General features: G+C 42.7%; 12 protein-coding genes. All 12 read right to left on the bottom strand.

Features of this window, described 5'->3' with window-relative positions; genetic code table 11:
- Positions 1-57: 57 nt before the first annotated feature.
- Complete coding sequence (locus V5804_RS17080; protein ID WP_369592623.1) at positions 58-633, bottom strand: Crp/Fnr family transcriptional regulator; 576 nt, start codon at positions 631-633, stop codon at positions 58-60.
- A gap of 270 nt (positions 634-903) precedes the next feature.
- Positions 904-1,953, bottom strand: coding sequence for an L-histidine N(alpha)-methyltransferase (egtD, locus tag V5804_RS17075; RefSeq protein WP_369592622.1), 1,050 nt, complete (start codon positions 1,951-1,953; stop codon positions 904-906).
- A complete protein-coding gene (gene egtB / locus V5804_RS17070; RefSeq protein WP_369592621.1) occupies positions 1,913-3,061 on the bottom strand; it encodes an ergothioneine biosynthesis protein EgtB in 1,149 nt (382 codons plus the stop codon). Before egtB ends, egtD begins: the two co-directional genes overlap by 41 nt.
- Position 3,062: 1 nt before the next feature.
- Positions 3,063-4,634 carry an ABC transporter permease/substrate-binding protein gene (locus V5804_RS17065; RefSeq protein WP_369592620.1) on the bottom strand — a complete coding sequence of 524 codons (1,572 nt, stop codon included), beginning with the start codon at positions 4,632-4,634 and terminating at the stop codon, positions 3,063-3,065.
- Entirely contained in the window at positions 4,631-5,587 is a 957-nt protein-coding gene (locus V5804_RS17060; protein WP_369592619.1) for an ABC transporter ATP-binding protein, read from the bottom strand. The genes V5804_RS17065 and V5804_RS17060 overlap by 4 nt, the downstream gene beginning before the upstream one ends.
- 9 nt (positions 5,588-5,596) lie before the next feature.
- Positions 5,597-6,982: a mercuric reductase gene (locus tag V5804_RS17055; protein WP_369592618.1), complete on the bottom strand. Its 1,386-nt coding sequence runs from the start codon at positions 6,980-6,982 to the stop codon at positions 5,597-5,599.
- A 9-nt stretch (positions 6,983-6,991) separates the two neighbouring features.
- On the bottom strand, positions 6,992-7,306 hold the full coding sequence (locus V5804_RS17050; protein WP_369592617.1) for a DUF427 domain-containing protein: 315 nt from the start codon (positions 7,304-7,306) through the stop codon (positions 6,992-6,994).
- A 111-nt stretch (positions 7,307-7,417) separates the two neighbouring features.
- Positions 7,418-10,363, bottom strand: a complete 2,946-nt coding sequence (locus V5804_RS17045) for a TonB-dependent receptor (RefSeq protein ID WP_369592616.1) — start codon at positions 10,361-10,363, stop codon at positions 7,418-7,420.
- Positions 10,364-10,931: 568 nt separating this feature from the next.
- On the bottom strand, positions 10,932-11,351 hold the full coding sequence (locus tag V5804_RS17040; protein ID WP_369592615.1) for a YtxH domain-containing protein: 420 nt from the start codon (positions 11,349-11,351) through the stop codon (positions 10,932-10,934).
- A 182-nt stretch (positions 11,352-11,533) separates the two neighbouring features.
- Positions 11,534-13,225 (bottom strand): protein-disulfide reductase DsbD family protein, encoded by a 1,692-nt coding sequence (locus V5804_RS17035; protein WP_369592614.1) that lies wholly within the window; start codon positions 13,223-13,225, stop codon positions 11,534-11,536.
- Positions 13,226-13,432: 207 nt separating this feature from the next.
- Entirely contained in the window at positions 13,433-14,209 is a 777-nt protein-coding gene (locus tag V5804_RS17030; RefSeq protein ID WP_369592613.1) for a succinate dehydrogenase/fumarate reductase iron-sulfur subunit, read from the bottom strand.
- 79 nt (positions 14,210-14,288) lie between these two features.
- A complete protein-coding gene (locus V5804_RS17025) occupies positions 14,289-16,226 on the bottom strand; it encodes a fumarate reductase/succinate dehydrogenase flavoprotein subunit (protein WP_369592612.1) in 1,938 nt (645 codons plus the stop codon).
- Positions 16,227-16,249 lie beyond the last annotated feature (23 nt).

Genomic DNA, 16,249 nt, shown 5'->3' with positions numbered 1-16,249 from the left:
TTTTAATTAATTTGATTTAAAATGACAGAAAAGAAATCACAATAATTTTGACAAAAGTCAAAAAACAACTTTTGCCCTAATTCTGCTTAAAGTTTCCAGATTCATGCCTAAATGTGATGCAATTTGTCCTAAAGATGCTTTTTGAAGAATGTTGGGGTAAGTTTTTAATAAATTTTCATACCGGTCTTTGGCAGATAAAGTGCGTAAAGCAATGGCTCGCTCTTCACTCTTAATATAGTATTGCTCGGTGATGATCCGGCCAAAAAGGTTAAACTCAGGGAAATCATGGTAGATTTTTTGCAATTGCTGCCATGACATGGAAAGGAAAGTTGCGTCTTGCAAAACTTCGATGCTTTCTACGGAAGGCCGCTGGGTAAAAAAACTATAAACGGAAATCATAATATCGCCTTCGCCCATAAACCAAGTGGTGTATTCTTTATCCTCTTTCGAATAAAAAGCCCGGCAAAAACCTTTTTGAATAAAGTAAATCTGCCTGGCTATTTGTCCTTCTTTCAACAATAAATCACGCTTGCAAAATTCTTCTTCTTTTAAGCTGGCAACAATACATTCTTCCAGTTCTTTGGAAAGTGGTGCGACGTGATTAATACGTTGAATCAATGGTGAAGAAATCATCTTTGTGCTGATTTGTATTTAACGTTCTATACCAAATTGTAATAAAGTTCTATTTAATTTCTAAAATACATTTATTCAAACATTAAGAGCCTGTTTAAATTTTGTCGAATTTTTCCATACTTCTTTTATCCCCTTAAAAAACAGTAAACATCAAGTTCTTGATTTATTTAAATTGATGCAAACACCAATTTTTATACGGTAAAAGAAGCATTGCCATTTTTACTTGTATAAATTTAAACAGGCTCTAAAAGTCAAAGCTTACTATTCCTTCTAAACACACTCCCAAAGCGCATCCACAAACCACTTTTTACCATCAAAAAAATGCGCAATAGGTTCAAAACCAGCTTGCTTTGCCAGCGCGTCCGTTTCCTGCAGGTTGTATTTTTGCGAAACTTCCATGTCAATCAGTTCGTTTTCTTCAAACGCAATCAAATGTTCGCCCAACTTCACTTGTTGCTTTTTTAAGCTGACCAAATAACTTTTGCAGGCACCGGTCTCGGGATTGTAAGTTGGATAATGGTCAAACTGATTCAAATCAAAATCGGCTTCCAGTTCGCGGTTTATCCGTTTTAATAAATTGAGGTTGAAGTTTTTAGTGATTCCAGCCGCATCGTTATAAGCAGCCAAAATCGTTTTCGGGTTTTTTTTGAGATCAAAACCGATAATCAGTAAGTCGTTAGGTGATAGTTGATGGCGCATTGCCTGGCAAAATTCCTGTGCTTCTTTTACCGGCATATTTCCGATGTTGGATCCCATAAACAACACCACTTTTGGGCGCAATGAAAGCTGCGATGCTTCTTTTAGCATATCAAAATAGTCGCCGTTTAAACCGCGCATGTGCAGGCCCGGCAGTTTTTGCGGCAGGTTTTGCCCCAATTGCCCGATTACATTGGAAGAAATATCAATCGGCAAATACGTAAAATCAACCTTTTGCTCCAGCAAATACTGCAGCAGGTAAATTGATTTTGTGGCATCGCCTGCACCCAGCTCAATCAAATCGAAAGCCTCAAAACGATTAGTTAAAGTTTGTGCCAAAACTGCGGTCTGTTCCGAAAATATCTCCATTTCGCAGTTGGTGAGGTAATATTCCGGGCAGTTCATAATTTCCTGGAACAGTTTATCGCCCGCCGCATCGTAGAAATATTTGGATTGCAGCTTTTTGGGGGAAGCGGTTAAACCGGCAAGCACATCTCGGTAAAAAGAGCTTTGTGTTTTTGTTTCGGCAGGAAATGGTTCAGGAACAGATTGGGTAAAAGTATCAGGGTTCATCGGGATAAAATTATTTGGCCAAGCGGATGCCGGTGTATTGCCAGCGCGCATTGGTTTGAAAAAAATTACGATAGGTTTTACGGCTGTGGTTTGGCGAAGTAACAACAGAAGCGCCGCGTAGCACCATCTGGTTCACCATAAACTTGCCGTTGTACTCGCCGATGGCACCGGGCGCGGTAATAAAACCGGGATAAGGCAAGTAGGCACTGTTGGTCCACTCCCAGCGGCTGCCCCAATTTAATTGTTTGGCAGCAACTTCCCACTCAAATTCGGTTGGCAAACGAAACCCTTTCCAGGCGGCAAAAGCAGCGGCTTCATAAAAACTGACGTGGCAAACCGGTTCTTCCGGTTTTACGGGTTTTAATCCGCCTAACGTATAATTGAACCATTCGCCATCCATCTGGTGCCAGTAAAGCAGTGCTTTGATTTCGTTGTTTTTTACCCAGTCCCAGCCTTCTGCGTGCCAGAAACGGAAGTTTTGATAACCGCCATCGTTGATAAATTCCAGGTATTCCTCATTGCTCACCAATGTGTTACTGATCTCAAAATCATGCAAAAAAACGGTATGCCGGCCCAGTTCGTTATCAAAATAAAAACCGTCGCCTTTGTGCCCAATCTGGTACAAGCCTGATTTTATAGGGATAAAAACAGTATCGCCGTCAAAGTTCTCTCCCTGCGGATATTGCTCGGCATACGCCGGAAACAAAGGGTTGTGGCCCAAAATGTATTTGATATCCGTCCACAACAATTCCTGGTGCTGCTCTTCGTGGTAAAAACCCAAGGTCAGCAATTCCTGCAGTTCCGGGGAAACAGGACAAGAAAGCAGCTTTTCCATCGCCTCGTCCACATAATCCCGGTAGGCGTAAACTTCCTGAACGGTTGGCCGGCTCAAATTACCACGGTTGGTCCGGATGACACGTGCGCCAACCGTTTCGTAATAACTATTGAAAACGTAGTTATAATCCGGGTTAAATTCCTGGTAGCCAACAACATTGGGTTTGAGGACAAAGGTTTCAAAAAACCAGGTGGTATGCCCTAAATGCCATTTTGGCGGACTCACATCCGGTATCGGCTGCACCACGTAATCTTCGGTTTGCAGCGGCGCACAGATTTGTTTTGACCGCTGGCGGACGGTTTCGTAGGCTTGTAATAAATTCATGCTACTCTTTTTGCAGGTATTTTTTTAGATCGGAAATTGTTTTGATATGAAGTCCGCGCGCTTGTTTACTGCGCATCATTAAAGCGTAAGCGTTGTTAAAACCAATCGGTTTCAGCCATTCCAGCGCATATTGCTGTTCAAACATCTTTTTAACAAAATTATATACTTTGGGTTTGCTGCCGCTAATGGAATCGGTGGTTTTTTGCGGAGGCTGCAAGATCACGAGCAAACCAGTGCCGGTGTATTCGGGATAAAAATCAATCTGGTTGTTGGTCAAAGCATCAAAACAAATCTTCGTTCCGCCTAAACCGGTTTTTGTGGCAACGGCATAATTGGTGTAGCCTTGGATCAGATCGGCATACATCGCTGCTAAAATATATTGTTCACCAAAAATTTTGGAGCCAATGCGCACCGTCCCGTTTTTTCCGTTCCGGGAAGGGCGAAAAAGTTGCTGTTTCACCAAAAAATCGTGTGCTACTTTTTCGGGCGATTGCTTGAGGTAATCCACTTTGTAGTTTAAATCCGTCATGATGGAATCGTTGATCGTTCCCGACAATAAATTTAACGTTTTTTCCAGTTCCGGGAATTTTTGCAAGGCATCTTTCCGAACTACCGGCGCACAATAATAAGGCGGAAAAATGTGCTTGTTGTCTTCCAAAATCGTTAAATCGAAAGCTTTTAACCGACCGTCTGTACTGTAACCGCTGATCACATCCAAATGCTTTTCAAAAGCCGCTTTATACATTACGGCATCGCTGATGACAACGGTTTTGATTTTTAAGCCATAGATTTCACGTAAACCTAAATCACCATCTCTTCTGCCCATAAATTCGGGCGTAAAACCGGCCAGCAATTTGCCTTTTCCCAAATTCGGAATAAAATAAAAGGACGATAAAAGAAGCATGGCAACCGGCAGCAGCCACAAAAAAACCTTGATTTTTTTAAAGCTGAGGTTTTGTATCCGCGAGAGCAAAAAATCTAAAATTATGGCCAGCAAAGCTGCCGGAATGGCACCAGCCAAAATCATGTTGGTGTTGTTGAGGGAAATGCCGCCGAAAATAAATTCGCCCAAACCACCGGCCGCGATGAAAGCCGCTAACGTGGCCACGCCAACATTGATCACGGTTGCCGTGCGTATTCCGGCCAGCAAAACCGGCATCGCCAGTGGCAATTCTACCTTGAACAATATTTGCCAACTGCTCATGCCCATGCCGCGCGCTGCTTCTTTTACCGTGGCATTTACTTCGCTGATGCCGGTAAACGTATTGCGGATGATGGGCAGCAGCGCGTATAAAAACAGTGCAACAATAGCTGGTTTTGGGCCGATGCCCAACAGCGGGATCATAAAACCCAGCAGCGCAATGCTTGGAATAGTTTGCAGCACACCGGCAAAACCCAGAACGCTGCCGGCAAATTGTTTTTTACGCGCAATCCAAATCCCCAGCGGCAAACCGATTAAGATGGCGAGCAACAACGACGTAAACGTCAGGCCCAAATGTTCGATGGTTTGCTGCAACAATTTTTCGTGTTCCTGCCGCATAAATTGCCATAAACTTTGCTGCTGGTTGTTCATGCTGATTTTTGCAGGGTAAAAAAAGCATCCATTAATTCTTTTAAACTGGTTTGTTTCCAGCTATCGGTTTTGGGTTGATGAATGCTGATTTGCTTTAAATTATTTTTTTGAATGATAGAAACTGTTTCCCAAACACTGCTTTCCGAAGAAACAAAAGGCACTGATTTTATGCCGGTAAAAGAAGCATGACGTTCCCAAAGGTCATTTAACGAAACGGCTTTCAACTCCAACTGAAAACGCTGGTCATCCAAAAAAGAAGCGACAAAAGCATCGGCAGGATTAAAAAGCAGTTCGGCAGGCGTGCCAATTTGTTTGATTTTTCCGGCATCCATCAGGCAAATCCGGTCGGCCATTTCAAAAGCTTCCTGCACATCATGCGTAACCATCACGATGGTTTTCCGCTTAAACTCGTCCAACTGTTTAAACTCTTTGCGGATTGCCGAACGCGTAATCGGATCCAAAGCGCCAAAAGCTTCGTCCATCAACAATACCGGCGGATCGGCCATTAAAGCGCGCGCCAAGCCAACGCGTTGCTGCTGGCCGCCACTTAATTCGTTTGGATATAAGGCTAAATATTTTTCGGGAAGATGCAGTTTTTCCAGCAAAGTTTTAGTTCTTTGGGAGATTTTCTGTTGGTCCCATTTCAATAATTTCGGAACGATCGCCATATTCTCGGCCACAGAATAATGCGGAAACAAGCCGTTGTTCTGCAACACATAACCGATTCCTCGCCGCAACTCGTCGGGGTTTTGTTCTAAAACATCTTTTCCATTTACGCTGATCCGTCCGCCCGAAGGTTCCGTCAGCCGGTTGATCATTTTCAGCGTGGTTGTTTTTCCGCAGCCGCTTGTGCCTAAAAGTACCAGCGTTTCGCCTTCTTTCACCTCGAAAGAAATATCGTCAACCGCAGCAGTTTTACCAAAATCTTTGCGCAGGTGTTCGGCTACAATCATAAAAGCAATTTACGCTTCTTCTATCGTCATAAACAAATTATTGATTGATTCTGATAGCGTTGGATGCGCAAAAATGTTTTCACGCAGTTGATGTGCGGTTATTTTTCCCTGCATCGCCATTTGAAGAACCGACATTACTTCACCGCCTTCGTAACCTAAAACCGTTGCACCCAAAACCTGGTCCGTTTTAGCATCAACCACTGCTTTCATAAAGCCTTTGGTTTCATCGGTTTCAACCGCGCGTGCTACATGACTCATTGCCAATTTTGCCACTTTAATATCCAAACCTTGCTTTCGGGCTTCGTCTTCGGATAAACCGATGCGGCCCAATTGGGGGTCGGTAAACATGCAATACGGAACCGGGCGCCCTTTGATAGAAACATTGGCATTTTCCAACAGGTTTTTCAGCACCACCAAATGATCGTTGTAAGCGATATGCGTAAACGCCGGGCCGGGTTTTACATCGCCCATAGCATAAATTCCTTCGGCCGTGGTTTCTAATTTGTCGTTTACTTTGATGTAGCCTTTTTCGTCAACCTCAACACCGGTTTTGTCTAAGTTGAGGGTTTTGGTTTGAGGCGAACGTCCGGCAGCAATCAGCAAATGAGAAGCGGTAACTTGTTGCTGCTGGCCGTCTTTTTTTATAGTTACCGTGATTTTTTCTTCGGGGGATTTTTCCGCTTTGCTGATTTCTGCATCGCTGATTATGGTGATGCCTTCTTCGGTTAAAAACTGTGTTACCGTTTCGCTTACGTCTTCATCTTCCTTAGACATAATCCTTTTGCCTTTTTCCAGAATTGTTATTTTTGAACCGAAGCGGGAAAACATCTGCCCAAATTCCAACCCGATATAATTGCCGCCGATGATGATCAGGCTTTCCGGCAATTCTTTTAAATCCAAAATGGTGGTTGAAGTAAGATACGGTACTGTTTTTATGCCATCAATTTCGGGGATGGTGGTTTTGGCGCCGGTATCAATAAAAATTAGTCCGGCTGTTAATTCTTCTTCGCCGCCATCATTTAAATTGATTGATACTGTTTTTATGCCGGTAAAAGAAGCATCGCCAAAAATAAGGCCCAGGTTTTCGGTTTCTTCCAAACCTTTTTGTCCGCCGTTCCTGGATTTCAAAACGATGTTTTCTTTGCGTTGCATGATGGCCGGGAAATCAATTTTATAATCTTTAATCTCCACGCCCAAATCTTTTCGGGTGGCCATATAAGCCATCCTGGCCGAAGCAATCAACGTTTTTGTTGGCGTACAGCCATCGTTTACGCACGTTCCTCCAACAAACCGTTTCTCAATAATCGCTGTTTTTTTGCCTGCTTTGGCCAGTTTTTTGGCCAGCGGCGTGCCTGCCTGGCCAGAACCGATAATTATGGCATCGTAAGTTTTCATTAATTGTGTTTATTGGGCAACTTTTACACCTTTCCAAAAGGCTACGTAATTTTTGATTTGTTTGGCCGCATCCTTTGGTTCCGGATAAAACCAGGCCGCATCCGGGTTTTGCTTTCCGTCAACATCCAAATAATAATACGAGGCCAAACCTTTCCACGGGCAGGTTGAATGCGTGGACGACGGCTTTAAAAATTCTTTTTTTACACTTTCCTGCGGGAAATAATGGTTGTTTTCAACTACAATTGTAGCATCGCTTTCGGCAATAACCTGGTTGTTCCATTCGGCTTTCATAATATTGGGGCGAGGGTTTTTGATCGTTCTCATCAATCAACTACTTTCGGCACAATAAGTTTGAGCAGCAGCAAACGTAATTTTACGCCTATAAAAAAAGCATCCATAATAATCAGATGCTCTTTTTATCAATACTTTTTTAGTCTATTGCGGACGGCCGCCGCCAAATCCGCCGCCGCCCCGCCTTTCGCCGCCGCCCCTAAAATCATCCGGGTTTGAAGGTGCCTTGCCTGCAAATTTTTGTAACCTCAGGCTAAAGCTTAATAAATAATAACGGCCTAACCTGTTTACGTTAGATACGGTATAACCTGCAGCCCCATTATTTGGGGTAAAAGTGTAACCCGTATTTTGGTTAAATAAATCATACGCTGCAATCCGGATAGTTGCAGCATTTGCTTTTAAGAAACGACGCTCAACATAAGCATTTAAAATATTAGGGTTTTTTTGCGATACACCGTTATAACCACTGTAAACAAGTTTAGTGTAATCATAGCTTACGGTGTAATTTTTCCAAAGATAATTTTTACCGTTCAAACCAAGCGAAAGCGTTCTGGCCACTGTGTTTTGAAAGGTAGAAGAAATGATGGAGTTATTAATTGTATTAATGCTGTAGCTGGAATTTAGTTCTGCATCAATAATATCTGTTATATCTGTTCTAAACCTTACACCAGGCGTAACAACCAAAGATTTTGCCACGTTTCTTTCTGTATTTAATGTTTCAGTATTTGAAACCGCATCATAGGTAACCCTGCTGCTATAACCGATATTGTTTGTATAATTTGCATTTGCATTAAATGTTAAAGTGTACTTACGTTTTGCCCAGGGTTTAGAATATGCCCCAAAAATTGAAGAACTATAATATCCGTCTGCATTTTGATATTTAGTTAGATAAGTACCTGCCAAAGTTGGGTTTAACGGATCTATTTTTGGATACTGGATAGAATTGGCTACAATTTTATTGCTGGTTTGGTTAAAGCTCAAATTAGTAAACAATATATCTCCGGTAGCAAAACTAAAGCGGTTATACCTCAAATTAACATTGTTATTAAATTCAGGTATCAGGTTTGGGTTTCCCTGCACCGGATATAATGCGTTAGAAAAATCAATTACCGGCTGTAAGTAATTGAAGTTTGGTTGATTGCTTGATCCGTTATAATTAAGGTTAATTGCCTGAGTTCGGGAAAAATTATAATTAAAATGGGCTACCGGCGCAAAATTAAGCGTTGAAACATGTGTAGTTTGATTGGTTGTCGGAGAATAGCCGTCTAAAACTGCTGGTTGTAAGCCTAAACCTACCGTGAAATTGTATTTACTTTCTACCACCCTATAACTTAACCCAACTTTGTTTGTAGTGAACGTGTAATTGTAATTATTACTAAACCTTTGATAAAAAACATCCTGATTAGCTGCGTTAAGTGTATCTGTCCGTTTATCGCTGGTAGTGTAAGAATGATTTAAATTGTAATTAAACTCCAGGTAAGAAACCTTTCCTATCGGTTGCAAAAACGAAACATTTGTACCAAAGCTGTTGGTTCTGCTGTTGGTGTTGATTAATTGGTATTTAGGTGATGCCATCGGACTACCTGGTGAATAAAGTGTGGTAGGATTATCAGATTCATCTGTTTTTGCAGAATTAGCTGTTAAGTTGATACTTAAATTACGCCGTCCGGGAAACTTATGATTGTATAGCAAAGTGGCCCCAATGTTTGGCGATTTTGATATATCTGTACTAAACTGCCGGTAAGCAACGTTAGCTATCTCCTCACGAAAACTGCTAAAGTTGCCATCTGCGTTCGTGCTTACACTACCATACGAATAGGTTGGTGTAAACTTAAAATAATTTATGGTATCGGGCTTGTATTCCATGTTCCAGGTAAGCCTGTGGTTGATGTTACGGGTGCTTTGAGTGCTGTTTTGCAACACACTATTTGTTTCGCCGGCATTTATGCCTTGCTGATAACTATTACTAATTGTGCTGCCCAGGTTATCAGAAAAACTATAGCTTCCGTACACAGATAGCTTTTTGCCCCATTGATCCCGATAGTTTAAACCTATTGCATGGGCATCGGTAATTCCGTTTTGGTTTGTAGTTGTGCTTGCGCCCCTAAGTGCATTTCCCCGGCCGCCGCCACCTCCTCCAAAACCGCCGCCGCCGCCACGCCCGCCGCCACCGTAAGTAAAAGTGTTGATGTTTGTATTATTGATATTACCCAGAACAGAAATTTGCCGGTTGCCTTTAAAACTAAAATAATTTACTGTCCCTAAATAACGATTGTGGTTTTCATTATTATTTATTGCCGCAGGATTAGTCGGACTTGGATCTACACTTGCACTATTGGTAGCTGGCAATGCATCCCGCCCATCGCCCGCTGTGGCCTGCAATGAATATCCCACGTTTCTATCTTTCCTGATTGTGATATTCATGATACGGTCCGGTTCTCCGGTTTTTACGCCCGTCAGGTTTGCCTGATCGCCATAATCATCAATCATTTGGATGTTTTCAATCACATCCGCAGGAAGGTTTTTGGTTACCGATTTAACATCTCCACCCATAAAATCCTTGCCATTGATGCGGATTTTTGTTACGGATTTACCACGGTCAGTAATATTTCCGTCTTTGTCCACATCTACCCCGGGAAGTTTTCTAATCATATCTTCTGTTGGTGCATTTTCCCTCACTTTATAAGCACCTGCATTAAATTCAACCGTGTCTTCTTTAATCCTAATCGGGTTTGTTCCAACAATGGTTACGCCTTTCAATTGCGTAGCGGCAACTTTCATCTTAAGAATACCGATATTGATGTTCGCAACATTTTTATCGTGGATATAATGCCTGTTGATTGGCGTAAACCCGATCAGGTCAATCGTCAGGCTAAACTCTGCTGCTTTTACTTTCGGAAAAACAAAAGCCCCGTCCACATTAGCGGCAGTAGCCAAAGTATCCGTTCCCGAGACCAATCTGATACTGGTGCCGGGCAAAGAAGCACCGGTCGTGTCTTGTATTACACCACGCACTTCGTGCAGGGTTTGCGCTTTTGTTAGGCCCGAAGCAAGCAGGAGTATAATGATGCAGAGTAATGTTCGTTTCATATATTTTTTGCTGTTCATAATAAACCGGGTAATTTTCAGTTTTAACCTTACGATGTTACAAAATCGAAAAAGTTTCACAATAGTTTATTGAAACACCTGTAACATTGATGTGATTTGCCCTGATTCTTGTTTTTTAACCCTGTTAAGGCACTTTTCCTTTACAACCTTTCGTGTAACAATTCCATTATGGCAACTCGCTTACTGCCAAACTTTTATCCCGGCAACCTTTTTCTTCGTGAACCTGTTTCAAAAATAATTATTGCTACTGTTGATTTTAAGTTGCTTAAATTTTATCAGGCCCAATTTCGATGCTTCTTTTACCGCATAAAAATCATTGGCCTTTTGTAGTTTTTTGTACCGATAAAAACAGCCGGACACTAAATTTATAGGCATAAAAGAAGCATGTTAAATTTTTTTACGACCAGAAATTTAAACACCCCTGAATATTGCGGCTATTATCATTTGCCGTTCAGCCTGCCAAACTTTTGAGGTTCAATAAAAATAAAAATCCCAAACAACAGGAGAAAAAACCCTGCTATTTGGGACCATAAAAGACAATGATTTATTTTTATGCCTGCTGGATGTTGTTGTTCAGATCGTTAGACTTTTCTTTTACTTTTGATTTGGCCTGGTCAACCACTTCGTCTTTATAACCTTTTAAATCATCTGCTGTTTCTTTCGCTTTTGATTTTACCTGGTCAACCGCTTCGTCTTTATAATTTTTTAAATCATCCGCTGTTTCTTTCGCTTTTGATTTTACCTGGTCAACAACTTCAGTTGTGTATGTGGATGCCTGGTTTTTATAATTGTTCAGTTGTTCCTCGCCTGATTTTACTTTTTCCTTGATCGTATCCCAACTGTTGGCTGCGGTTTCAACCAAAGTACTGCGGGTTTCTTCGCCTGCATCCGGTGCAAACAATATACCTAAAGCAGCGCCAACGGCTGTTCCTAACAGAAATACGCCTAAGCCTTCGACAGAATTTTTCATGATTTAATAATTTTAAGGGTTTATGTTGCATGTTAACATAACTGTAACTCAATAGTTTTCAATTTTTTAAGGAATTAATGGAATACTGTTTTTACCGGCATAAAAACAGTATCTGAAAAATACTTTTAATCAGATTGCCTTAAACTTCAATCAAAAAAATTCAAACCCAATTAAAATTCAAGCTACTTTTTGCCGAAAGCCGTTAAACCGCTTTGCAAAAACTGACTGTAACGTGTTGCATTTTTATCTGCCCCTTGCGGCGGCACCAACAAATTTCCGTCATCGTCCAGCAAAACATAAAAAGGCTGCGAGTTGGCTTTGAAACGAGAAGCCTGCAATTCGCTCCATTTTTTACCAATTGTTTTGATCTTTTTGCCTTGCGGCGTTACGGTTTGTTCGCCCGGCTGCAAATCGGTTTTGTCATCCACATACAATTGCAGCAGCACAAAATCATTGCTGATCAGATCATAAACCTTTTTGTCCGTCCAAACACTGGCTTCCATTTCACGGCAGTTTACACAGGCATGGCCGGTAAAATCAATCATTACCGGTTTATGGTTTTTCTTCGCGAAAGCCAAAGCTTCATCATAATCAAAAAAAGCGTTTAAGCCCAAAGGCGCTTTAAACAGATTGGCGTATTTGTGCGGTGCTTCGTTATTGTTTTGGGTTGAAGTATTTTGATTACGGTTATTTGCAGTGAGGCTTGGCGTGTACAAATCAAAATCCTGTGTTTGCAGCGGCGGCAAAAATGCAGAAATGGATTTTAAAGGCGCGCCCCATAATCCGGGAACCATATAAACCGTAAAAGCAAACACGATAATGGCGAGGAACAATCTTGGAATAGAAAGATATTCAACTGGCGAATCATGCGAAAATTTAAGTTTTCCCAGGAGATATAAACCCATCAAACCAAAAATCACGATCCAAAGAACTAAAAAGATTTCGCGGTCGAACCATTCCCAATGATACGCCAAATCTACATTTGATAAGAATTTCAATGCTAAAGCCAGTTCCAAAAACCCTAAAACCACTTTTACACTGTTTAACCAGCCGCCGGATTTTGGCAGTGAATTTAGCCAGGAAGGGAACATGGCAAACAAAGCAAAAGGGATGGCCAGTGCTAACGAAAAGCCAAACATGCCGATTGCAGGCCCCAGTAAAGCACCGGAAGTTGCCGCCTGAACCAGCAAAGTGCCGATAATCGGACCGGTGCAGGAGAACGAAACCAAAGCCAGCGTGGCTGCCATAAAAAACAGACCGAGCCAGCCGCCTTTGTCGGATTGTTCGTCCATTTTGTTGGCCCAGGCCGATGGCAAGGTGATTTCGAAAGCGCCAAAAAAAGATACGGCAAAAACAATCAGCAGCAGGAAAAATATGAGGTTAAAAGCACCGTTTGTGGCCAGGTCGTTCAAAGCATCAGCACCAAAAATTACGGTGATAACCAAACCAAAAGCCACATAAATAACGATGATCGAAAGCCCGTAAATTAAGGCTTTGGTGATGGCGCTTCCTCTTGATTGCGCAGTTTTGGTAAAATAACTAACCGTTAAAGGAAGCATCGGGAAAATGCAGGGCATAATCAACGCCGCAAACCCGCCCAGCAAACCGGCTAAAAATATTGCCCACAAACTTTGCTGCTCTTGCTTTGCTTCGATGGCCTTGGCTTTTTGCTTAACCACTTCTTTTTTTACCGGTGCTGCTGCCTTTGTTGGGGTTGAAGTATCGGCAGGCAAAGGAGAAAAATCAACATCCGCAGTCGAAATGGTATCCACAGCAGCTTTTTGAATTGCATAGCTTTTGTTCTGAAAAGCCAATAAAAAGCTTAAAAATAGCAGGGAAAAAATTGTTTTTTTCAGGTTGAAAGCAAGCTGCATTTTGTTTGTTGAGGTTTGTCGTACTGTTTTTACCGGCATAAAAATAGTATAACAAAACTGCTTTCGGGTTTGGGGTTTGTCATTTTGACTGATCTGTCCAATTTTATGATGGTAAAAGAAGCATTAGCAAGAAAGCACAAAATCCATATCAAACAAAAAGCCCCGCCAAAATTGACAGAGCTTTTTGTTGACATTTAATATTCTTGTTCAAGCGTGAACTTCGTCAGATTTAAAGATTTTAGCAGTTAAAAAATCCCCGTTTAACCGGGCAATGTTGGTCAGCTTGATGCTTTTGGGGCATTCTGCTTCGCAGGCTGCGGTATTGGTGCAGTTGCCAAAACCCTCTTCGTCCATTTGCGCCACCATATTTTGCACTCGCTGGTAACGCTCCGGCTGGCCTTGCGGCAACAAAGCCAATTGCGAAATTTTTGCCGATACAAACAGCATGGCCGAAGCATTTTTACAAGCCGCTACACAAGCACCACACTGGATGCAAGTTGCAGAGTTAAAAGCCTCATCAGCAATTGGTTTAGGGATTGCTATTTCGTTTGCATCCGGTACGCCACCTGTATTTACAGAAACGTAACCGCCGGCATGTTGGATACGGTCAAACGCAGAACGATCTGTCGCCAAATCCTTCACCACCGGAAAAGCCGCAGCCCGCCAAGGTTCTATGGTGATGGTTTGCCCGTCGTAAAAACTGCGCATGTGCAACTGGCAGGAAGTGATGGCTTGTTTTGGCCCATGCGGACGGCCGTTGATATACAAAGAACAGGTCCCGCAAATTCCCTCGCGGCAATCATGGTCAAAATAAATCGGGTCTTCTCCTTTGTGGATCAAACTTTCGTTCACCACATCCAGCATCTCCAAAAAGGACATATCCGGAGATATATCATTTGCCGGATAGGTAACCATTTTGCCGGCCGTTTTTGCATCTTTCTGGCGCCAAACTTTCAGCGTCAGGTTCATATTTCCGTTACTCATATTTAAAGTATTGGGTATCAGGTATCCGGTATCAGGTAATTGCAAGTGGTCTTGCTACTCGATACTTGCTACCTGCTACTTATTTATAGCTTCTTTGTGTTAATTTAACGTTTTCAAAATACAAGTCTTCCTTGTTCAGCTTTTCGGGTTGGTTTTCTCCTGTATATTCCCAGGCTGCCACAAAAGAGAAGTTTTCGTCATCGCGTTTTGCTTCGCCTTCTTCTGTTTGAGATTCTTCGCGGAAGTGGCCGCCGCATGATTCACGGCGCATCAAAGCATCGTCCACCATCAGTTCGCCCAATTCGATAAAATCAGCCACACGACCGGCGCGTTCCAAAGAAAAATTAATCTCTTCGTTTTCGCCCATAACCAAAGCGTTTTTCCAGAAATCAACTTTCAACGCCTGGATCAATCCTTTTGCTTTGATCAAACCGGCTTCGTTACGCGCCATGCCGCAATATTCCCACATGATATGGCCTAAATCACGGTGGTATTCGTTTACTGTTTTTGTGCCTTTTTTCATAGACAAGAATTTGGCCACACGCACTTCCACATCTTTTTTGGTTTTTGCAAAAGCAGGATGGTTTGGATCAACCGCTTTCGGGCCGATCGTAGCCAGGTAATCGCCCAAAGTGTAAGGAATTACAAAATAACCATCGGCCAAGCCCTGCATCAAAGCAGAAGCACCCAAACGGTTTGCGCCGTGATCGGAGAAATTGGCTTCACCCAAAGCATAACAACCCGGAATCGTGGTCATTAAGTTATAATCAACCCAAAGGCCGCCCATGGTGTAATGTACGGCCGGGTAAATCCGCATCGGTTGTTTGTACGGGTTTTCGTCGGTGATCTGGTAATACATATCAAACAAGTTGCCGTATTTTGCAGCAACGGTATCTTCGCCTAAACGGCTGATCGCTTCGGCAAAATCCAGGAAAACAGCTTTTCCTGAAGCGCCCACGCCACGGCCTTCGTCCGATACTTCTTTTGCATTCCTGGAAGCCACATCGCGCGGAACCAAATTACCAAAAGAAGGGTATTTGCGTTCCAGGAAGTAATCGCGGTCTTCTTCTTTAATGTCGGTTACCTTGATTTCGCCTTTGCGCAATCTTTCGGCTATGGCTACGGTTTTTGGTGCCCAAACACGTCCGTCGTTCCGCAACGATTCAGACATCAAGGTTAATTTAGACTGATGGTCGCCGGAAACCGGAATACAAGTTGGGTGAATTTGTGTAAAGCAAGGATTGGCAAAATAAGCACCGCGTTTATGCGCCCGCCAAGCTGCCGTAACGTTGGAACCGATGGCGTTTGTTGACAAATAAAACACGTTGCTGTAACCGCCGGTACACAACAAAACGGCATGGGCAGCATGGGTTTCTATTGCGCCTGTCCTTAAATTACGGGTAACAATGCCTTGCGCTTTTCCATCGGCAACCACCAGATCCAGCATTTCAGTACGCGTGTACATTTTTACTTTGCCCAAATGAATCTGACGGTTTAACGAAGAATAGGCCCCTAAAAGAAGCTGTTGCCCAGTTTGTCCGCGTGCATAAAACGTTCTGGAAACCTGTGCACCGCCAAAAGAACGGTTATCCAGCAAACCGCCATATTCGCGGGCAAAAGGAACGCCTTGCGCCACACACTGGTCAATAATATTGACCGAAACTTCGGCCAAGCGGTAAACGTTTTCTTCCCTGGAACGGTAATCGCCGCCTTTTATCGTATCGTAGAACAAGCGAAAAACACTGTCGCCGTCATTCTGGTAATTTTTTGCGGCATTAATACCGCCTTGCGCTGCAATAGAGTGCGCACGGCGCGGACTATCATGAAAACAAAAAGCGGTAACGTTGTAACCCAGTTCGGCCAGCGATGCTGCGGCAGAAGCACCGGCCAGGCCTGTTCCTACTACAATTACGTGGTACTTTCGCTTATTGGCCGGGTTAACCAATTTAAGGTTGAACTTTTGCTTGTTCCACTTTTCGGCTAACGGGCCTTCCGGCAGTTTGGCATTTAATTCCATTTGATAATTTTTTAGCTATAAAA

The organism is Mucilaginibacter sp. (assembly GCF_041088075.1).
Classification (GTDB): Bacteria; Bacteroidota; Bacteroidia; order Sphingobacteriales; family Sphingobacteriaceae; genus Mucilaginibacter_A.
The sequence above is the reverse complement of the archived record's forward strand: the minus strand, read 5'-3'. Positions and strand labels throughout refer to the sequence as shown.